This window comes from Bacillus cereus group sp. BfR-BA-01379, assembly GCF_022663605.1.
Classification (GTDB): Bacteria; Bacillota; Bacilli; order Bacillales; family Bacillaceae_G; genus Bacillus_A; species Bacillus_A mobilis.
Window position 1 is genome coordinate 52,957 of the sequence record NZ_JAKUFT010000005.1, and the last position, 21,742, is coordinate 74,698.

The window sequence follows — 21,742 nt, forward strand, 5'->3', positions numbered from 1 at the left end:
TTTGCCTATCAAGCAAAAACAATTAAGTTATGGAGAAAGAGTTATAGAACTGAAAGAAAATTAGTTCAATATAAAAAAGCATGCCAATTGTTGAGAGTATATAACAATTGGCATGCTTTTTGTGGAGGAATACCTCATTTGTATTCATTTAATCTTTCAAGGGTCGTTTTAGGTAAAATTGGAATTGAAATAGTGAAAGTTGTACCATCTTGATTACTGGTCATTTTTAATGTACCGTTATGATTTTGAATAATTTTCTTCGTTACTGACAAACCCAGTCCTGTTCCTGAATCTTTTGTTGAGAAGAATGGATCAAAGATATATTCTTGAATGGCTGGTGGAATACCAATTCCATTATCAGTGAAAGTAATACGAACAAAATTATCTAGGCGATAACTAGTAATTTGGATAGAAAGTTTTTTTTCACCTTGAGCATCGACAGCGTTCTGAAATAGGTTTAAAAAAACTTGCACAAGTTCATGACGATCAATATGGACTAATACATTATCTAATTCGGTAGAAAAATTATAATCAATTGAAATGTTATGTAAAAAGACTTCACTAGCTAGTAACTGTTGAATATACTCACGTAAAAATGTGTTAATAGGAAACGGTTCTCTTGTAAATTCGCGTGTTTTTGAAATAGCTAAAAATTTTGTAATAATACTATTTGCCCGGTCTAATTCAGGAATGAGTAAGTTTTCAAATAATTCTTTATTAGATGGAGAAACACTTTCTTGTAAAAATTGTAAATAACCCCGCACGGTTGTAAGAGGATTACGTACTTCATGTGCAATCCCAGCTGCAATTCGCCCTGCTAACGAAAATTTTTCTGCATCACGTTCTGTGTTTAAATAATGAAAGACACTTATAACTCTAAAAATCTCTCCGTTATAATCACGAATAATTCGGTTATTTAAAATGCCATAATTTTTGTCTAAAACTTCTTCATTATATAATTCAGTTCCCGTTCTTAATGTTTCAAGAGCTTTAATTTTTTCTTCTGGCAATTTTAATAATTGTTGAATTGGTTTCCCGATTATATCATTTCGTACTACACCAAAATCATCTGCTGCAGCTTGATTACATAAAGTTATATTTCCTTTACTATCAACAAAGGTAACATGATGTGAAAAAGCATCAAAAATATGAACAAAGTATGTTTCAAGTTGCTCAAATAAAAATAATGAATCGCAAGTAAGTTGAAAATCAGCCTCTTTATTCTCTTTTTGTATGTCTTGTATAGAATGAGTTGTTCTCGTTTTCTTTATTTGTAAACCAATATGTGGATTTTTGTATGTGAAATGATGTGGTAATTGATTCACAAGTTCTTCATAAAAACGTACTTTATTTTCTAATTCTTCTATTCGCTTTTCATGAGATACAGTATCATCGTTTGGAAGCATAAATAAATAACCCCTCAATTTAAAAATTCTTCCATCTAGTATATCATATTTTTATACGGATACTCTTAAAGAAGGGGCTACTTAATGAAATTGATTAGTCGAAGTGTTCGGGAAGTGAGTAGAGTGGATAGAAGGTGAAGTTAAAAAGGAGGGATATATTTGCTTTTCATTGGAGTGACAGGGTGGGGAGATCATGATTCTTTATATATAGATCCCTATGAAAATAGAAATAAATTACGAACATATAGTGAGCATTTTCCTATTGTGGAAGTGGATAGTTCATTTTATGCGATGCAACCTGCGCGAAACTATACAAAATGGGCAACGGAGACACCGAAAGATTTTTCTTTTGTCGTAAAAGCATATCAAGGGATGACGGGACATATGAAAGGTGAAATTCCGTTTTCTACCTTCGACGAGATGTTTGATGTGTATAAACAATCTATTCTTCCTTTAATAGAAGCTAATAAATTAAAAACGATTTTATTTCAATATCCACCATGGTTTGATTGTAAAAAGAAAAATGTAGATTTTCTTCGATATACGAAAGAAAAAATGGAAGGTTTGCCGTGTGCCATAGAATTTCGAAATCAAACATGGTTTTATCCAGAAATGAGAGATAAGACTTTACGGTTTTTGGAACAGGAGAAATGGATTCATACAATTTGTGACGAGCCACAGGCGGGGATAGGTTCGGTACCGCTCGTTTTAGAAGTAACGAATGCAGAGATGGTGTTAATACGTTTTCATGGACGAAATGTTCATGGCTGGCTGGATAAAGGTGAAAATTGGAGAGCGGTTCGTTGCTTATATCGCTATAACAATAAAGAATTAGAAGAATGGATAGAAAGACTAGAGCAATTGAAAAAGAAGACAAAGGGCATATATGTACTATTTAACAATAATTCGGGCGGAGATGCAGCGGATAATGCGAAACAGCTTATGAAAATGATGAACATTACATATGGTGAGCCGAAGCCTGAGCAATTAAATTTGTTTGAATGATAATAAACAAGAAAGGCACTGTACAAACAGGGGGAATGTACAGTGCCTTTCTATATGAAAAAGAGGGGTAACAATGTTACTGAGCGTTTGGTTGATTCATCAATTGTTGGCTTCATAATAAATGATAATGGTTATCATTATCATTGTCAATGGTTTTCCGAAAAATAAATAAAAAACTTTTTATGAGACAGTAACGGGTAGGAAGATTCCTGATAAAAAGTTAGGCAGAAGCAAAGAAGTTTTTCGGAGGAGAATGCTAGTAAACTCCTGATAAAGTATCAAAAAAAGAACAGCAATTAATGCTGTTCTTTTCCAGTAACGAATTGTTGTAAATCAAAAGGAGTTATCGCTTGGATAAACTCTTTTGAGATAAGTGTTTGAACAAGAGTACTCTCAGAAATGGAAGCACCTGTTTTCTTTTCGTAAGCTTGTTTTAATAAATCAAGTTTTTCAGCCGTTTCTTTCGGTAATTCAATTGTTAATGTGTTCATAATTTCTCCCCCTTATTATTAGAGTACCACTACAATATAGGAGAGACAAGAAAAGAGAGTGTGAAACATAAAAAAGGTTACCATTTATAAAATGGTAACCTTTTTTATGTATAAGAGTTATTAAGCAATACCGATATACTTTAAAGTTTTTGATGGAGTACTGTGATCAAAGAAGTGTTGTAAAAATGCGATATCAACACCTGATTTGTATGCACAATATCCCCAAGTTTTTCGAAGTGTATGTGAGCTAATCCCTTCTAATCCAACTTCTTTTGCAGCTTTGTTTAAAATGTACCATGCATGTTGTCTCGTAATAGATTTTGTTCCTTTTTGAGACTTTAATAATGGTTCATTACGTTTCCAAGTTTTACGTTCTTTCATGTAGTCTTCGATCGCGTGCTGTAAGTCTTCATTTACAGCAAACCATTTATGTTTCTTTACTTTTTCATTGTAAAATAAAATGGAATGGCGAACATTTTCATTTTCATCGATTACATCACTAACTTTTAATTGTAAGATTTCACTTACTTTTAAGCCAGAATTTACAGCTAATACGAATAATAAGCCATCACGTTTCGAAGATTGTAAAAGTATATTTTTGATAGTTTCTAATTGTTTTTCATTTTGAATAGGTTGTCCTGCTTGTTTCATTTCACGCACTCTCCTCTTTTATGTGTGTAAAGGAAAGGATTAACTTGTTTCTTACTATAAAGGGAGAGTGTGAATTTCATGTGAACTCCTAGTGAAATTAAGACAAATTATTTGACTTCTTTTACTTTTTGTAAATTAAAGTAGAATACAACACTATTATTCGTGTTATATACACCGTACTCGGCATGGTGGAGGTCTAAAATGTTTTTTACAATAGATAATCCGAGACCAGTACCACCAGTATGACGGCTACGAGATGCATCTAAACGGTAGAAACGATCCCAAATTTTTTCAAGACTGTCTTCTGGGATAGGGTTTCCTGTGTTTTCGATTTCGACTTTTACTGTATCTTCCATTGCTATAACAGAGACTTGTATTTTTTCTCCATCTGGCGTATAGCGAATTGCATTGCTAAGTAAGTTTACAACCACTTGCTCAATACGACTACGATTCGCTTTCACAAATATAGAAGAGTCTACATCTATGTTCACTTGTAAATGCTTTTCTTCCATGCTAAATAATAACTTTGTATAGACTTGTTGAATTAATTCACCGATTGAGAATGTCGTCATATCTAGTTTGTACGTACCTGATTCTAATTTTGCTAACTCTAACATTTCAACAATAAGTCTGTTCATGTTTTCGGTTTCTTCTAAGATAACGTCTGTGTAATACGTCGTATCTTTACTAACGCCATCTTTAATTCCTTCTGCGAAACTTCTAATTACACTGAGTGGTGTTTTTAATTCGTGTGATACACCAGAAATGAATTCTTTTCGCGTTTTCTCTAATTGACGTTCACGTTCAATATCTTGTTGTAATTTTGTATTGGCAACATTTAATCGATCGATTCGGTCTTTTAAATTTACAGATAACGTATTAATACTGCCGGAAAGCCCACCAATTTCATCGTCTGCTGTCACAGGTAATTTCTCGCTAAAATCAAAATTGGCCATTTTTTTTGTAACACGATTCATTTTAATTAATGGTTTCACAATGATTTTTGAGTAGTAGAAGGATAACAAAATAATTACGAGAAATACGATGATTAAGGCATAGACATAATAATCCTTTAAAACGAGCATTGCTTCATTAACAGGTTGCAAGGATGCTACGGCAAAAGCGTATTCTGTAATCTTTCCATTTTCCATAATAGGTTTTACAAAGATACTATTCTTTATATTTTCTCCGCTATCTAGTAGGAAATGGCTCAATTGCTGTGGGCTAGTAGTGCCATCTCTAATAATTTCTGCAAAATATTGAACGGCTTGTAATGTTTCAAGATCATTTGCAAGACGAACATCAGCTTTGGATGGAAGCTGTAACTTAGATACAATACCAGTAAACTCAATTTGAGTTACAGTTTTGGATCGACTTGTAAGTCTATTTTTAGCAGGGTTGCCATTAATGGATTGAAAATCTGAGTTGATATATTCGTTTTGCCATCGATTATAGTTTGTGGTCAATTCTATTGGTGTTATGGTGGAATCTTGTACAAAACCGACGACGTTTATCACTCCATCTTTTTTCAATCCTAAGTTTTCAAATTTATTATATTCTTCGGGCGTTAAAAGATTATTGAGTGGAATGGAATATGCTTTATTATTTTTAGGGTTAATTACATCAATGTAAAAATTATTGTCGCTTTTAATAATGCCGTTCGCATTTAAAAACTGCATTTCAGCATTTGTTTTATCATGAAATTCTTGTTTTAGTTTTCGAATTTCTTCATAAGTTTTACCACTTTTTTCGTAATTATCTACGAACTTCTCGAAAGCAGTTTGAACGGTTTTTACCTTTTTATTAATATAAAATTTCTCTAAAAATAGAGATTGTCCTAGAAAAAAAAGGAGGAATATGATTGTAAATAATGTTGATGTTAATAAAAATAATTTAAAGACGATACTTCTGTTTTTCACTGCGTCACCTCTTGTGAGAAATACTGTAAATGATTTCTTTATTATAACAAACGTTGCCAAAAAGTAGAGGAGAAAATCTGTCTCTTCCGAAAGTAGTTTTTTATAAAAGGTCACATAAAAAGAACTCGACAGACGTATGACGAGTTCTTTAATGTATTATTGTTGAATTGCTGCATCTAAAGCGATTTCAATCATTTCGTTAAATGTAGTTTGACGCTCTTCAGATGTTGTTTCTTCACCAGTGAAGATGTGGTCACTTACTGTTAATACAGATAACGCATTTACACCGTATTTCGCTGCTAATGTGTAAAGAGCAGTTGTTTCCATTTCTACTGCCAGTACACCATAATCTCCAAGCTTTTTAACCATGTCCATGCTTTCGCGGTAAAATACATCTGCTGTTAAAACGTTACCAACACGAATCTGTAAGCCTTTTTCAGTTCCAGCATCGTAAGCTTTCTTTAAAAGGTCAAAGTTTGCAGCTGGTGCAAAATCAAAACCTGGGAATGTTAAACGGTTCATATTAGAATCCGTACAAGCTGTCATTGCAATAATAACGTCACGTACTTTTACGTCTTTTTGAATCGCACCGCAAGTTCCAACGCGAATTAAATTTTTAACTCCGTAGCTTTGGATTAATTCGTTTACATAAATAGAAATAGAAGGAACACCCATACCTGTACCTTGAACAGATACGCGTTTTCCTTTATAAGTTCCAGTGAAACCTAACATACCACGAACGTTATTATAGCAAGTAACGTCCTCTAGAAATGTTTCAGCGATATATTTTGCACGTAATGGATCACCAGGTAATAGAATAGATTCAGCAATTTCGCCTTGTTTTGCTTCAATATGTACACTCATGAAAAGTCCTCCTTATAATGTATTGATAGAAATCAATATCATTTGCATTATACACTATCAATCCTTTTAATTAAAATCTTTTAATTATTTGTAATATGTGCAAAGCAGGAGGATTTCATAAATCATAATCTAGAATATATATGTAAGAAGTTTTGTATGAACAGAGACAATAAAAATGGTAGGTGATGTTTTGAAAAATCTTGTCATTGGACTTGTTGCTTTGCTTTTTATTGTAGTAGGCGGATTTTACATAAAGAAGTATCAGGAAACTACAGAGACTGTAGGTGATGTTCAGGAAGTAAAATGGGATGTGTCAAATGGAAAAGGAAATGAGAAAGCAGATATTTCGTTTCAATTACTAAATAATAAAAATAACGAAGTTCGTGGTGTGAATGATCAAATTCGGGCAGTTATTGTAGATGGACAATTAAAACATGTACAACAAATGAAACCTACATTTGCAGGGAATGGATCATATAAAGTTTCTTCCAGAATAGCGAAAGATGAAGGATATACAATATTTTTATATGAAGACAAAAATAAGTCTGTGGAATCATTTGCGAAGAAAGATTTTGGGAGAGAAATAGAGGAGAAAAATAAGAAAAAAGTAAAATTTCCAATCGATAGTGTGCTTACAAAAAAAATAGGGGAGTATGAAGTTTCTCTATTATTTGGTGCCTTGCATCCGAATGAACCAGCGACGTTAACATTTCAATTCCAAGCGAAAAAGGGTGAAAAATTGAAATTACATTCCGAGAGAGGAGAAGTAGAGGCACTCTATATCGTGGACGAAACGAGAGAAAACTTTTTATATGCAATACCTGTTGATACAGACGAGCAATTACAATATCGTATTACATTTCCTGTAGAAGGAACGTATAAAATATGGGGAGATTTCTATATAAATGGTAAGAAATATGAAAAAGAATTTATTGTACAAGTTCAAAAACGAAAAAACAGCTAAATGTTTAGCTGTTTTTTCGTTTTCCTATTAATTTTGTTACAGAGAGCATTGTAATTGGTAAAGAATGATTCTTTCTAAATGCTAAATATTTACCACTCCATGCTGGTTTATATTTTTCTTTAAAATGACGTAGTCCGCTGAAACTATACGTATAACGAACATTATTAAAGATGGCAGCAGCAACCCGTTCAGACCAGAAAGATTGTGTTGATAAACCTACATTTGAAAGTGGTGCCATACCAATATTAAAGGAATGGTATTCATTTTCTTTGGCCCACTGGAATAGGTGAATGAAAATTGCATCCATAATGCCGCTAGGTGCATCTGGATAATAGCGCATTAAATCAACAGACAATGATCCGTCTTGATATACCGGCATAAAGGTTGTAAATGCGATGATTTTTCCATCCGCATCAGATAATGTAGCGATAGGTGCTCGGCTAATATATTCACGATCAAAGTATCCGAGTGAAAAGCCTTTCTCTTTTTTACCGCCGAGCCATGCCTCTGAAACTTTTTTTAACTCTTCATAAAGTTCATCTGAGAATGGTGGCTGGTGAATAGAGAATGTATAGCCTTCTCTTTCAAAACGGTTGAAGGTCGCTCGCATACCGGCACGTTTTTTTCCTGTTATTGTAAATGTGTTTAAATCAACGACAGCTTCTTCACCAAGCTTAAAGAAGTTATAACCAAAATCATGATATAAACTCATCCATTTACTTTCGATTTGGTAGAATACACAAATGTATCCAAATCGATCAGCCTCAGCTAAAAATTCTTGTAACACAGTACGATAGGAGGAAGGATCCCCAATTGGATCACCTAGCACAACAAGACGTTTTCCCGTTATAGAGAAGAGAAGGAGCGCTTTCCCATCACTACTGAAGAAGAATTGTTTATCCCCTAAAAATCCCAAATGACTAAGTACATTTCCATTATGTTCATCTAAGAAGTTTTGCAATCTTTTATCATTCGCTGGTTGCCCGGGAAATTCATTTCGATAACGGTTGGCAATGAGTGAGCCAATCAGTAAAAAAGTAGGAACGAAAAAGGCAGCTGCTAATGCACTTCGTTTCACTTGTGTAATATTACGAACGACAAAATCAGGTTTAAAGGCTTCTTTTGCACCTGCAAATAAAACACCTAAGTTTTTATATAAATATAAAGTTATAAGTAGGAATATAAAAACTTTTACCATATCAGAAAGTGAGACTTCCATTTTCTCGCGTACAAATCTTTTACGAAGCATATATAATACAGCGAGTACGATTAATAAAATAAACGTTTCTTCAATATCAATTCCTTTTAGCGTATTAAAGATTGCTGCTCCGATTAAAGAAATAATCGTCATATAGTAAGAACGTTTTGTTCCATAATATATGCCTCGTGAAAGGATTAGCAGGAGAATACCAAATGTTAGTGATAGGCTAAAAGAAAATTGAATAAGAGGTTTTGGAGCTAGAATATGTAAGGCGTGTGCTCTGTTTATACTCGTTGGTAGAATGGTCGATAAAATAACCATTAGTCCAGCAAATACTGTTAAGGCAGCAGATGCCCATGAACCTAATTTTCCTAGAAAATCACGCTGCAAAGTCCATATAACACCAGTTGTTTCTAATGCAGGCGCAATAAAAGGTTTATCTTCAAACTTTTTAATGGCCACGCCTGTCATTTCAAAAGCTGCAAAAATAAGACCAAGGCAGAAAGGTAAAATGTAATAGACGAGGCGATATAATAACATAGCAGGTAGTAGTACGCCTGTATCAATGCCATACTGTCCGAGTCCAGTTAAAAAGACAAGATCAAATGAACCAAGGCCACCAGGCACAAGACTCACAACGCCAGCTAAAGCAGCAATTACATACACACCTAAAAACTTTTGAAATTCGATATCAATGCCAAATAATATTAATATGACGTACATAACAATACCAGCAGATACCCACTCGACTAATGAAACTAATGAGTATAAAACAGTTGGGTTTTTCTCTTCTGCTTCTTCTTGTCCTTCGATTTGGTTTGTTTTTCTATTTTTAAGTTTAGAAAAGCCAATATATATAGGGACGAAAAGAGCGAAAAAGATAAGAACAGGCCATAGCCACGGTTTTTCATGCAAAATAAAACTTGTGTCTAATATTCCAATAAGACCGAGGAATGAAAGAATGGCTAATCCGTTAATAAAAGCAGTTGTCATCCAGGCGATACTTTTAATAAGCTTGCCATTTTCTTTTATGTATGGACGATAAAGCATTGTGCGTACACCAGCCCCAACGAGACCACCAAACCCAATAAATCCATTTAAAGTATTAGCAATCCATGAGATACGGAAAATCTTTTGAACTGGTATATCAGCTTTTAAATAACGAAGCATAACATAGTCATAAAAGAACATTGTTGATACAGCAAATGCACCAAGTGTAATTGCTAAAAAGACTCCGCCGGTTGGAATGTTTTTAATTGAATTGATTGCTTCTAAAAAAGAAATGCCTGCTAATTCTTTTTTTGCTTGAAAGAATACAATTGTTAATACAACAAATGGGAAGATAAATTTCCCGATTTGTAAGAAACGTTTCCATGAAAACGACATAAATACAACTCTCCTTGTATAAGAAAACTGAGACAATAATATTATTATGACAAACTTCAAGAAAAATAAAAAGGTAAATTCCTGTATAGGGAAGCTATTTTTTATAAGGGTTATATTTAAAAGAGTATTTCGTTTGTCAGAAAATTAAGTTAAAATGAATTGAAAGAAGGAAGAGAGGGGAAGTAGATGATTATAATAGGTTATGCGGGATATGAGTTAGAGAAAGCAAAGCCTAATACATCAGAAGATTTCTTTAATAGATCTGAAGTGACATATATATTAGATAATAAAGAGAGAACTTTTTCTGTTTTATACGTTCGATATTTTGAAGAAGTTTTACAAGAAATTACTCCTTTTGAAGGAAATCCAGTATATAAAGTAGAAGAACAAGACATATATTTACGGGATATTGTAGCGATATGTTGTTTACTGAAAGAGAATGAGCATCGCATGCAAAAACGTTTGTATGTAAATAATATAGAAGAATTCCAACAATATTTTGATGAGGGCACAGTGGTGAAAGTACAAGAAATATTGGCTGAATTACATAAAAATAAAAGAGTAGAAATAGCGTGAAATGGCAAAGGAGAGGGAAAAAATGTCTAATCTGATGGTTGAAAATCAAACAGAACAAGTTTCTATGTTTTTAGAAGATGTTATTACATTGATAACCAATTATGTAAATTATCATACGTTACCTTCTTTATTAGAAGAAACACCAGCAGGGAACGAGCAATATTATAAAGGGTTATTAGCATCAATGAGACGTCTTCTTGTCTTTTGTGAAGAAGGACATGATGCATGTTTTGTTTTGTTAAATAGCCAACCATTTCGAAAAACAGCAGCAGAAAAAATTTTATATAAAATTTATCATCAAGTAATTGCAGAGTTTTTCTCACCAAAGAGTGATCATTGGTATGAAAATAGTCGGTCCGCCTATACGGGAAAAAATTCTATCGTTTTTCAGCAAACGCCACCAGCGTCTATAGAGCAAGTGATGAAGAGTTTAGAAGGTAAATTTCAATTGATGCGTGAAGAACTAGAATATTATGAGACGGATTACCAAACAAAGATGTTACACAAATATTAATTGCGAAAAAGAAGCTAAGAGGACTTAGCTTCTTTTCCTTTTGTAAAGTTATATAAGGGATTTCCTTTGAATATATTTAGGGGGATAGCATTAAGGAGGTGTAACATGAGTCAGCAAGGTGTATTTACAGATTACTTTCATGAAGTAGAAAGCTGGTGTGAAAGTGTTCTTCACGTATTAGATAGCCGTGCAATGGAAGTGTACGATGTCCATATGCTTGCTTATAAAATTCAAACGTTATTAGATCGTATGAAAGAGCATGAGTATGATACAGATGCAGAATTTATGTATGAAATAAGTGATGATGTAGAACATATTCAGCATCATTTGCAGGAAGTATTCGTGCAAGGAGAAGAGGAATATGAACTATATGAAAGAGGGGATAGTGAACGAGCTGTTCCAATTGGAGGGCATACACTTCCACCATTACCTTATCCGTATAATGCGTTAGAACCTTATATTTCTAGAGAAATTATGATGTTACACCATGATAAACATCATCGCAGTTACGTGGAAGGATTAAATAAGGCAGAGAAGATGATGGAAGAAGCGAGAAAAACGAATCAATTTGATTTAATTAAGCATTGGGAAAGAGAAGCCGCTTTTCATGGATCAGGTCATTACTTACACACGATATTTTGGAATAACATGAAAAAAGATGGTGGCGGAAGTCCAAGAGGGGCTCTTTCACAACAGATCGAACAAGATTTTGGGAGTTTTTTACGTTTTCAAAAACATTTCACAGAAGCAGCTTCTAAAGTGGAAGGATCAGGATGGGCGATTCTCGTATGGGTGCCACGATCTGGAAGATTAGAAATTTTACAGAGTACACTTCATCAATTATTTACACAATGGGATACGATACCGCTCCTCGTACTAGACGTGTGGGAACATGCGTATTATTTACAATACCAAAATCGAAAAGATGAATATATTAAAAACTGGTGGAATGTTGTAAATTGGCCTGATGTCGAAAAAAGATTTGAAAGTGCGAAACAAATTGAATGGACACCGTATTAGACGCAGGTTTTCTGCGTCTTTTTTATTGGAAGGAGAAGGAGATTTCGTTCATATTTTAAAAGGCCAAGCATACACTTGTACAAAAAGTGCCAAAAGGACGTGGGGGGAAATATGAGACGAATTTGTGTAATAATCACGCTTCTTATTATGTATGCAAGCGTTATGCCAATTCCTACATATGCAAAGATGAACAGTAATGTCAGTGCTCGAAATGCTGTATTAATGGAACAACAGTCAGGTCGTGTATTATACGGAAAAGCAGAACATGAGTCGCAAAAAATTGCTAGTATAACAAAAATTATGACTGCCTTGTTAGCTGCTGAATCAGGAAAAATGAAAGAAATGGTACCGGTTAGTAATGAAGCGGTGAGAGTGGAAGGCTCAGCAATTTATTTAAAACCTGGACAGAAAGTGAAGTTAGAGGATTTAGTATACGGACTCATGCTTAGATCTGGTAATGATGCAGCACAAGTAATTGCTGAAAATGTAGGAGGGAGTATAGACGGGTTCGTATATTTAATGAATGAAAAGGCGAAACAAATTGGCATGAAAGATACTCACTTTTCAAACCCACATGGTTTGGATGGAGATGGATCCCATTATTCGTCGGCTTATGATATGGCACTTTTAACGAAGTATGCAATGGGGAATGAAACCTTTAAGAAGATTTTTGGGACAAAAACGTATAAATCAGATTCGTGGGATTATCCGTGGAAAAACAAACATAAACTCGTGACGTCTTATTATGAATTTGCGACAGGAGGAAAAACAGGTTTTACGAAGAAAGCAGGACGGACGCTTGTTACAACAGCATCAAAAGATGGACTAGATCTAATTGTCGTAACTTTGAGCGCTTCTAGCGATTGGGATGACCATATGAATTTATTTGATAAAGGTTTTGAACGTTTCAAGCAAACGAATGTTGTAGGACAAGGAGCTCTTACTGAAATAACTGAAAAGAAATATGCCAATCATGTTTATACGAAAAATAGTTTTGCGTTGCCATTAACTGAGCAAGAAAGAAAGGATGTCGTATTAAAAGTTGAACTCGATAAAAGTGCAAAACTTAAGGACGGCGTAAAGGTTGGGAAGACAGAAATTTATGTTGGCAATGAGAAAGTTGGAGAACGGAATTTATTTTATAGTAAACGAAAGTTAGTAGCTACAACGGGAATGTACTGGAATAATGTGAAAGAAATTTTTTCTCATATGATAGGTGTTGGGAGCGATGGTTAATCTCGTATGGGTAGCGATGGCAGTCATAGGGATCGTATATGCCATGATAAATGGAACGATGGAAGCAATAAATAAAGCTGTATTTGACGGAGCAAAAGACGCCGTAACAATTTGTATAGGACTCATTAGTGTTTTAGTATTTTGGCTTGGTTTAATGAAAATTGCAGAGGAAGCAGGGTTGTTAAAAAAGTTAGTGACACTTTTTATGCCGATCGTAAAAAGATTATTTCCAGAAATACCGAAAGATCATCCGTCAATGGGATTTATTTTATCGAATATGATGGCAAACTTTTTTGGATTAGGGAATGCAGCGACCCCTCTTGGTATTAAAGCGATGGAACAATTGAAAGAATTAAATGGAGGGAAGGATTCGGCGAGCCGTTCTATGGTAACGTTTCTCGCGTTAAATACATCAGCGATTACTTTAATTCCTACTACTGTCATTTCGATTCGAATGACGTATGAATCAGCGAATCCTACTGAAATTGTAGGGGTAACATTCATTGCACAAGTACTCTCTATGATTGGAGCGATTTGGATTGACCGCTATTTTTACCGAAGAAGGAGTAGGAAGGGGCGGAAGAAATGAGTATTGTCAATACGATATCGTTATGGGTAATCCCTTGTGTAATTGGTTTTATCCTTTTATATGGCACGATAAAGAAAGTACCAACGTATGAATCGTTCGTTGAGGGAGGAAAAGAAGGAATTCAAATTGCAATCTCCATTTTACCGTTTATGGTTGGGATGCTTGTATCTATTTCAATATTTCGAGCTTCAGGTGCATTAGATGCAATGATATCAATAATGAAGCCGATGTTAGATTTAATTCATGTCCCAGCAGAAATTGTTCCACTAGCACTTATACGCCCTATTTCGGGCTCTGCTGGTTTAAGTATTACGACCGATTTAATTGCCACATATGGGCCAGACTCGTTTATTGGAAGATTGGCTTCTACGATGCAAGGGAGTACAGATACGACTTTTTATATTTTAACAGTATACTTCGGAGCTGTTGGAATTAGAAAAATGGGAGATGCATTAAAAGTAGGACTTTTTGCCGATTTAATCGGAATTATATGTTCAATTGTGTTTGTTTCTTTAATGTTTAAGTAAGGCTATTCATTTTTTATGCTATTTCGCTTATAATACGTATACGACCACTATTAAGGTGTTGCTTAATAGTGGTTTTTTTATGCGGTGTTTTTGACAAAATGATGAACTTTTATTGTGAGCAATATGAAGAATATGGACAATAATAAAAGGTAAAAACATGATTTGCCCTTTATATGTTTATTATCATCGCTATGTTGTTTAAGTAAGATGAAGCGAAAAGCCGTCAAGTGTATGCGGTTGCCAAGTCTTTCTAATGTAAGGTAAGATAAATTCGAGGTGAAAAAAAGAAATGGAACGATTACAAAAAGTGATTGCACAAGCAGGTATTGCATCGAGAAGAAAGGCTGAGGAATTAATTCAGCAAGGAAAAGTGAAAGTTAACGGAAAAATAGTGAAGGAGTTAGGAACGAAAGTCACTCCTCAAGATAAAGTAGAAGTAAATAACATCCCTCTTGAAAAAGAAGAACCTGTTTATTTTTTACTATATAAACCAACTGGCGTAATTTCAAGTGTATCAGATGATAAAGGAAGAAGTGTTGTAACAGACTTTTTCCCTGAAATTAGACAACGTTTATTCCCAATCGGCCGCTTAGATTATGATACGTCTGGCGTATTATTAATGACAAATGATGGGGAATTTGCAAATGTATTAATGCATCCGAGATATAAAGTTGAAAAAACGTACGTTGCAAAAATTAAAGGGCCATTAACAGGTGAGAAAATTCGCATGTTAGAACGAGGTGTTGCATTAGAAGATGGAAAAACAGCACCAGCACAAGTGAAAATTATTTCTTGGGACAAGCGTAAAGAGACTGCGATTGTACAATTAACGATTCATGAAGGACGTAATCGTCAAGTACGTCGCATGTTTGAAGCGCTAGATTGTAAAGTAGTGAAACTAAAGCGTGAACGCTACGCCTTTTTAGAAGTGGGTAGCTTGCGCCCTGGTGATGCGAGAGAATTGTCACCACATGAGGTGAAACAATTACGTGCATTGGCTTCTACAAAGCCGCGCTAATCGATAGTGTGAAACTTTCACCAGTGGAATGCTCCGCTGGTGATTTATTAAAACATACATATATTTATCACTCGTCGAAGAGAGGGGAGACAATATGAAGAAAAATCGCTTATTATTTCGCGTTATTATTCTGCTCATTTTAAGCGGTGCTGTAGGATTTACCCTTTATCAAGGGTTCTTTGCTGATAAGGAGAAAATGCAAATCGGAAAAGAAGCACCTAACTTTGTTGTGACAGATTTAGAAGGAAAGAAAATTGAACTAAAAGATTTAAAGGGAAAAGGTGTATTTTTAAACTTTTGGGGCACTTGGTGTAAACCTTGCGAGAAAGAAATGCCTTATATGAATGAATTATATCCAAAGTATAAAGAAAAAGGCGTTGAAATTATTGCGTTAGATGCAGATGAAACAGAAATTGCTGTTAAGAATTTTGTGAAACAATATGATTTGAAATTCCCAGTCGCTATTGATAAAGGAACAAAAATCATAGGGACATATAGCGTAGGGCCATTACCGACAAGCTTCTTGATTGATAAAGATGGAAAAGTAGTGGAGAAAATTATAGGTGAACAAACGAAAGAACAGTTAGAAGGATATTTAAAGAAAATTACTCCGTAATAAAGAAAGCCTTTACATAAGAGGTGCTTACCTATAGCGCCTCTGGTTTAAAAATTCTGAGTATTGCGGTAACTCGAGGTTAGAATATACAATAGTACATATAGATACAGGGGTGGTGAGAGTGTTGAAAGAAATTAAATGTGAATGTGGACACGTTAATCCGATAGGAACTGTTTTTTGTGAAGCATGTGGGAAACCATTTGAAAGCAATGAAAATATAAAACTATTGGATATGCGCTATGAGGGGAGTGCTCGGAGATCTCTGACGCAAACAAAAACGATAGTCGATAAAATTTGGAGCTTTTTCTCTTCTGTAAAAGTGGGTGTATGGCTCATTGTAATCACTTTAGCTGCATCAGCGATAGGAACTATTTTTCCACAAGAAATGTACATAACTCCAGGGATTGCACCCGCTGAATACTATAAGCAAGAATATGGATTTTTAGGGCAATTATACTATCAATTAGGATTTAATAATTTATACGGTTCATGGTGGTATATGATTTTAATTGCTTCAATTGGTATTTCACTTGTGATATGTAGCTTAGATCGTGTCATTCCACTTTATAAAGCTTTAAAGAAGCAAGGGGTGAAAAGACACCCTAGCTTTTTAAAGAGACAAAGATTGTACGGCACTGGTACACCGCAAGATGGTGATTTGGAAAGAGTTCAAATCAATTTAAAGAAAACGAACTATAATGTGAAAGTGGAAGACGGTAACATTTTAGCTGAAAAGGGACGGTTTTCACGCTGGGGTCCATATGTGAATCATATCGGTCTCATTATCTTTTTATTCGGTGCAATGCTCCGTTTTTTACCGAGTATGTACGTAGATGAAGCGCTTTGGTTACGTGATGGTGAAACGAAAGAAATACCTGGAACGGATGGGCAATACTATTTAAAAAACGAGAAGTTTATAAAGGAAGTTTATGATAAAAGTAAGGACAAGGAAGTTTTTGATGAAGCGATTGATCGTGTAGGCGATAAGATGATTGCGAAAAACTTCCAAACAAATGCTGTATTGTATAAAGCGGTCGGTGAAAATATAGCAGGACAAAAACCAAAATTAGAAAAAGTAAAAGAAGCGGAAATTCGAGTAAATGAGCCAATGAAATTTGATCAATTTGCTGTTTATCAAGTGGATTACAAAGAAAGTGAATTTAAAAGCATGTCATTCCATTTGCAAAACAAAGAAAATAATCAAAAGTGGGGACCGATTAAAGTCGATTTAACGAATCCTACAGAAAAATATGATTTAGGAAACGGTTATTCTTTAGAACTATTAAGCTATTTCCCTGATTTTTATTTTGATGAGAGTGGAAGACCAAATACAAAAACGAAATTACCAAATAACCCTGCATTTGTGTTTAAAATGTTTACGCCTGAAACACCAGATGGTGAAGTGAGTTTTGTTGGTATTCAGCAAAATATAGAACCTGATGGGAATAACAAATATAAAATGTCGTTTGCAGGTGTGGAAATGCAAAATGCAACAGCACTTACTGTAAGGAAAGATTTAACGCTTTGGATTCTCGGTATTGGAGGATTTATATTTATGGTTGGTGTCATTCAAGGGATGTATTGGAATCATCGCCGTATTTGGATACAACGCGTTAATGATGAATGGTGGATTGCAGGACATACGAATAAAAATTGGTTCGGTTTAAAGAAAGATATTGAAAGAGTACTAGAAGGTACAGCAATTCCGCAGCCAAGCGATAAAGTAGTAGATAAAAAAACTAGTTAAGGTGGGGAAACGATATGGTGCAAATAAGTAGTAACTTTCTCTTTACCGCATTTATTTTATATTTAATTGCAACTTTATTTTTCGGGGGAGCAATTAAAGAAAAAGGTCATAAATGGGCAAATATAGGAATAACGATTACAATTTTAGGGTTTATTGCGCAAACGGTATATTTTGTTACAAGATGGATTGCATCAGGACATGCACCAGTTAGTAACTTTTTTGAATTCGGTACATTTTTCGGCATGATGCTTGTCGGAGCATTTATTGTCATGTATTTTATGTATCGCGTCAGTATAATCGGACTCTTTGCATTACCAGTGGCACTTTTATTAATTGCCTATGCAAGTATGTTTCCACGGGAAATATCTCCGCTTATTCCTTCTTTAAAAAGTAATTGGTTACATATTCACGTGACAACTGCAGCAGCAGGACAAGCAATATTAGCAATTAGTTTTATTACGGGCGTTATGTATTTATTGAAGAATGTAGATCAATCAACGAGAAGTAAACGAACATTTTGGTTAGAAGCGGTCGTGTTCACACTTGTTTGTACAGTTGGATTTATTGGAGTAACAACGGTATTTTCTAGTATGAAATATGAAGCGAAGTTTCAATGGATTGATAAAAATGAACAACAAGTGGAGATGAAGTACAATCTTCCTGCTTTAGTTGGACCGCATGAAGGAAAGTTATTGACAGAAAATAAATTGGAACCGACAGTTGAAGTTCCAGCGATTGTAAATGCGAAAAAATTAAATACTGTAATTTGGTCTGTGTTAGTAGGAGCGTTACTTTATATCGTATTAAGACTTGTTTTACGGAAACGAGTATCAGCGGCGCTTCAGCCGTTAGTGAAGAATACGAATAGTGATTTACTAGATGAAATCGGATATCGATCTATTGCAATTGGATTCCCAGTTTTCACATTAGGTGCATTAATTTTTGCGATGATTTGGGCACAAATAGCGTGGACGCGTTTTTGGGGCTGGGATCCAAAAGAAGTTTGGGCGCTTATTACTTGGCTCTTTTATGCGGCGGTATTACATTTACGTTTATCAAAAGGGTGGCATGGAGAGAAGTCAGCGTGGTTAGCGGTAATTGGTTTTGCAATCATTATGTTTAACTTTATTGTAGTAAACTTAATTATCGCGGGTTTACATTCATACGCATAGAGAAATAAAATAGGAGAGTGAATGTCACTTTCCTATTTTATTTTTGTCAACTTTTCTTCTTTTTTGAGAAAAACATGACAAAGTAGCGGTTGATTTTGTAAAATGATGTCGAGGACATTATATACTGTTCAAAAAAAATACATAGTTTTGGAAAAAAATTGAACAAACTTTATTATTCTTGTGAAGCATAATATGGGAAGTGAAACATTTAGAAGATTGCTTAAATAAACGAGAATAGCGCAACATACTAGTGTAGAAGGGTAGGTGTAAACCGTTGTGGTAAAAATACGCAACGGGTAGAAATGGAAAATGAATCAAGAATTTTAATTGTAGACGATGAGGATCGTATTCGTCGTTTGTTGAAAATGTATTTAGAAAGAGAACAATACACAATTGAAGAAGCAGACAATGGTGATACAGCTTTAGAAATGGCGTTACAAAATGATTACGATTTGATCCTATTAGACCTTATGATGCCTGGTAAAGATGGTATTGAAGTTTGTAAAGGGGTTCGTGAGAAGAAAGCGACGCCAATTATTATGTTGACAGCAAAAGGTGAAGAGGTAAATCGAGTACAAGGGTTTGAGGTAGGAACTGATGATTATATTGTGAAACCATTTAGCCCACGTGAAGTAGTGCTTCGTGTGAAAGCGGTCTTACGCCGTTCTGTACCAACAACATTCTTTACACAAGATACAACGACAAAAGATGTTACTGTGTTCCCTCATTTAACAATTGATAATGATGCACACCGTGTTACAGCAGATGGTAATGAAGTGAACTTAACACCGAAAGAGTATGAACTACTATTATTCTTGGCAAAAGCGCCTGATAAAGTATTTGATCGTGAGCAATTGCTAAAAGAAGTATGGCAATATGAATTCTTCGGAGATTTACGTACAGTTGATACGCATGTAAAGCGTTTACGTGAGAAGTTAAGCAAAAAATCACCAGATGCTGCGAAGATGATTGTTACTGTTTGGGGTGTAGGTTACAAGTTTGAGGTTGTGAGCGACTGATGCTTTGGAGAAGTGTAGTAGGGAAGTTATGGATGACCATATTACTTCTCGTTTCGTTTGTACTTGGATTTGTTGCGATTTTACTTTCACAGTACTTTAGAACATATTATGTTGATATGAGTCAAGATAAGCTTCAAAAAGTTGCAACAAGTGTTACGCAATTAATTGAAGAGGGTGCCGATGTAAAAACGATTGAGAATGTTGCTTACAAATTCTCTGATAAACTCTCAAGAATTATTATTGTAGAAGATGGTAAGGAAATTTCTTCTTCTCCTAAGCAAGAAGGATTAGTCACTCTTACAATAGATGATTTAAAAAATGATAAAGAGTTAGCAGCTGTTTTTACAGATAAAAAGGAAATTAAGAATAATATTAGAAAAGCTTCTAATAGTAGGAAAAATATAAACACTGAAAATGATATTATGATTGTTGGGAAACCAGTGCAGTCCAAAAATCAAAGTGCTGTGTTTGTATATGAATCTTTACAAGTTCCACAACAAGGTATGGAGAGAACGACTGATTTTATTTTCTTATCAGCAGGGATTGCGATTGTTTTAACAACTTTCTTTGCATTTTTCTTATCTACTCGAATTACAGCACCGCTACGTAAAATGCGTGAGGTTGCTTTTGAGGTGGCGCGTGGGAAGTTTGATGCGAAAGCTCCTATGGTATCTCAGGACGAGATTGGTGAGCTTGCAACAGCCTTAAATCAAATGGGAAAACAGTTGAAGTTTAATATGAATGCTCTGCAGCAAGAAAAAGAGCAGTTAACTAGCATTTTGAGTAGTATGGCTGATGGTGTTATTACGTTAAATCAAGAAGGGGAAGTTGTTGTAATCAATCCACCGGCTGAACATTTCTTACAAGTTTGGCAAGAAGAAAAAGAAGTAGAACTAAGTAAAAAGCTACCTTCTGAACTTGTTGAACTATTCCATCTCGTTGTAGAAAGTGAACAACAACAAGTGGTTGAAATTAACTTACAAAAAGGGAACTATGTAGTTCTTATGACGCCGCTTTACAACCAAACGAAAATTCGCGGGGCGGTAGCTGTATTACGTGATATGACGGAAGAACGCCGTCTTGAGAAGATGCGTCAAGACTTTATTGCGAACGTATCACATGAACTCCGTACACCGATGGTCATGCTTCAAGGGTATAGTGAAGCGATTTTAGATGATATTGTGCAAACGAAAGAAGAAATTAATGAGTTTGTTCAAATCATTTATGATGAATCCGTTCGTTTAGGTAAACTTGTAAATGAATTATTAGATTTAGCGCGTATGGAAAGTGGTAATGTAGAGTTACATATAGGTGAAGTTGATATTCATCCTTTCGTTGAAAAAATAGGTCGTAAATTCCAAGGGATTGCAAAGGATAAAGAAGTCGCATTAACGGTTGATTTCCAAAATCCAATTGAGCAATACCCGTTTGATGCAGATCGTATGGAACAAGTATTGACGAATTTAATTGATAACGCAATTCGTCATACGAATGCAGGTGGACATGTAACGCTTGTAATTGATACGAAAAATAATGGTCTTATTTTTGAAGTACAAGATTCGGGTGCTGGCATTCCAGAAGAAGATATTCCATTTTTATTCGATCGTTTCTACAAAGCTGATAAAGCAAGAACACGTGGAAAAAAAGTTGGAACAGGGCTCGGGCTTGCGATTGCAAAAAATATTGTACAAGGCCATGATGGCAAAATTGCTGTTTCAAGTGTTGTTGGAGAGGGAACTACATTCTCTGTATATTTACCGAATCGTATAATTTAGATATGCGTTTTTAAAGTTGATAATGAATAAAGTTCTACTGTTTTTT

General features: G+C 34.8%; 20 protein-coding genes. 14 read left to right on the plus strand and 6 right to left on the minus strand.

Going from position 1 to position 21,742, the window contains the following annotated elements:
* Positions 1–134: 134 nt before the first annotated feature.
* The gene (locus MR113_RS03355) at positions 135–1,406 is read right to left on the minus strand and encodes an ATP-binding protein (protein ID WP_242251011.1); all 1,272 of its coding nucleotides are present in this window, start codon (positions 1,404–1,406) and stop codon (positions 135–137) included.
* A 159-nt stretch (positions 1,407–1,565) separates the two neighbouring features.
* Here MR113_RS03355 and MR113_RS03360 point away from each other — a divergent pair, with 159 nt between their 5' ends.
* Positions 1,566–2,411, plus strand: a complete 846-nt coding sequence (locus tag MR113_RS03360; protein WP_242251012.1) for a DUF72 domain-containing protein — start codon at positions 1,566–1,568, stop codon at positions 2,409–2,411.
* Between the two features lie 296 nt (positions 2,412–2,707).
* On the opposite strand, the gene MR113_RS03365 is transcribed toward MR113_RS03360, so the two are convergent.
* The 4 genes from MR113_RS03365 to deoD form a co-directional block, all read right to left on the minus strand.
* Positions 2,708–2,902, minus strand: a complete 195-nt coding sequence (locus MR113_RS03365; protein ID WP_001094861.1) for a DUF3924 domain-containing protein — start codon at positions 2,900–2,902, stop codon at positions 2,708–2,710.
* A 120-nt stretch (positions 2,903–3,022) separates the two neighbouring features.
* Positions 3,023–3,553 carry a tyrosine-type recombinase/integrase gene (locus tag MR113_RS03370; RefSeq protein WP_000806236.1) on the minus strand — a complete coding sequence of 177 codons (531 nt, stop codon included), beginning with the start codon at positions 3,551–3,553 and terminating at the stop codon, positions 3,023–3,025.
* Positions 3,554–3,660: 107 nt separating this feature from the next.
* A complete protein-coding gene (locus tag MR113_RS03375; protein ID WP_242251015.1) occupies positions 3,661–5,472 on the minus strand; it encodes a sensor histidine kinase in 1,812 nt (603 codons plus the stop codon).
* Positions 5,473–5,628: 156 nt separating this feature from the next.
* Positions 5,629–6,336 (minus strand): purine-nucleoside phosphorylase, encoded by a 708-nt coding sequence (gene deoD, locus MR113_RS03380; RefSeq protein ID WP_242251025.1) that lies wholly within the window; start codon positions 6,334–6,336, stop codon positions 5,629–5,631.
* Positions 6,337–6,511: 175 nt separating this feature from the next.
* Between deoD and MR113_RS03385 the strand changes: the two genes are divergently transcribed.
* Complete coding sequence (locus MR113_RS03385; RefSeq protein ID WP_242251029.1) at positions 6,512–7,300, plus strand: thioredoxin domain-containing protein; 789 nt, start codon at positions 6,512–6,514, stop codon at positions 7,298–7,300.
* A 4-nt stretch (positions 7,301–7,304) separates the two neighbouring features.
* On the opposite strand, the gene mprF is transcribed toward MR113_RS03385, so the two are convergent.
* The gene (gene mprF / locus MR113_RS03390) at positions 7,305–9,887 is read right to left on the minus strand and encodes a bifunctional lysylphosphatidylglycerol flippase/synthetase MprF (RefSeq protein ID WP_242251030.1); all 2,583 of its coding nucleotides are present in this window, start codon (positions 9,885–9,887) and stop codon (positions 7,305–7,307) included.
* A 186-nt stretch (positions 9,888–10,073) separates the two neighbouring features.
* On the opposite strand from mprF, the gene MR113_RS03395 reads away from it, so the two are divergent.
* From MR113_RS03395 to resE, 12 genes are all read left to right on the plus strand, one after another.
* Entirely contained in the window at positions 10,074–10,463 is a 390-nt protein-coding gene (locus tag MR113_RS03395; RefSeq protein WP_242251032.1) for a hypothetical protein, read from the plus strand.
* A gap of 22 nt (positions 10,464–10,485) precedes the next feature.
* Positions 10,486–10,977, plus strand: a complete 492-nt coding sequence (locus tag MR113_RS03400) for a YpuI family protein (protein ID WP_016133998.1) — start codon at positions 10,486–10,488, stop codon at positions 10,975–10,977.
* A gap of 105 nt (positions 10,978–11,082) precedes the next feature.
* The gene (locus tag MR113_RS03405; protein ID WP_000082672.1) at positions 11,083–11,997 is read left to right on the plus strand and encodes a superoxide dismutase; all 915 of its coding nucleotides are present in this window, start codon (positions 11,083–11,085) and stop codon (positions 11,995–11,997) included.
* A gap of 111 nt (positions 11,998–12,108) precedes the next feature.
* Complete coding sequence (locus MR113_RS03410; RefSeq protein ID WP_242251034.1) at positions 12,109–13,233, plus strand: D-alanyl-D-alanine carboxypeptidase family protein; 1,125 nt, start codon at positions 12,109–12,111, stop codon at positions 13,231–13,233.
* Complete coding sequence (gene spmA / locus MR113_RS03415) at positions 13,226–13,822, plus strand: spore maturation protein SpmA (RefSeq protein WP_046955232.1); 597 nt, start codon at positions 13,226–13,228, stop codon at positions 13,820–13,822. The genes MR113_RS03410 and spmA overlap by 8 nt, the downstream gene beginning before the upstream one ends.
* Positions 13,819–14,349, plus strand: a complete 531-nt coding sequence (gene spmB, locus MR113_RS03420; protein WP_242251035.1) for a spore maturation protein — start codon at positions 13,819–13,821, stop codon at positions 14,347–14,349. The genes spmA and spmB overlap by 4 nt, the downstream gene beginning before the upstream one ends.
* A gap of 289 nt (positions 14,350–14,638) precedes the next feature.
* Positions 14,639–15,367, plus strand: coding sequence for a 23S rRNA pseudouridine(2605) synthase RluB (gene rluB, locus MR113_RS03425; RefSeq protein ID WP_000440552.1), 729 nt, complete (start codon positions 14,639–14,641; stop codon positions 15,365–15,367).
* Positions 15,368–15,461: 94 nt separating this feature from the next.
* Positions 15,462–15,983 carry a thiol-disulfide oxidoreductase ResA gene (resA, locus tag MR113_RS03430; RefSeq protein ID WP_001978271.1) on the plus strand — a complete coding sequence of 174 codons (522 nt, stop codon included), beginning with the start codon at positions 15,462–15,464 and terminating at the stop codon, positions 15,981–15,983.
* 121 nt (positions 15,984–16,104) lie between these two features.
* The gene (gene resB / locus MR113_RS03435) at positions 16,105–17,730 is read left to right on the plus strand and encodes a cytochrome c biogenesis protein ResB (protein WP_242251037.1); all 1,626 of its coding nucleotides are present in this window, start codon (positions 16,105–16,107) and stop codon (positions 17,728–17,730) included.
* A 14-nt stretch (positions 17,731–17,744) separates the two neighbouring features.
* The gene (gene resC, locus MR113_RS03440) at positions 17,745–18,902 is read left to right on the plus strand and encodes a cytochrome c biogenesis protein ResC (RefSeq protein ID WP_242251039.1); all 1,158 of its coding nucleotides are present in this window, start codon (positions 17,745–17,747) and stop codon (positions 18,900–18,902) included.
* A gap of 302 nt (positions 18,903–19,204) precedes the next feature.
* Entirely contained in the window at positions 19,205–19,921 is a 717-nt protein-coding gene (gene resD, locus MR113_RS03445) for a DNA-binding response regulator ResD (RefSeq protein WP_098343591.1), read from the plus strand.
* Complete coding sequence (resE, locus tag MR113_RS03450) at positions 19,921–21,696, plus strand: sensor histidine kinase ResE (protein WP_242251051.1); 1,776 nt, start codon at positions 19,921–19,923, stop codon at positions 21,694–21,696. Before resD ends, resE begins: the two co-directional genes overlap by 1 nt.
* Positions 21,697–21,742: the final 46 nt, after the last annotated feature.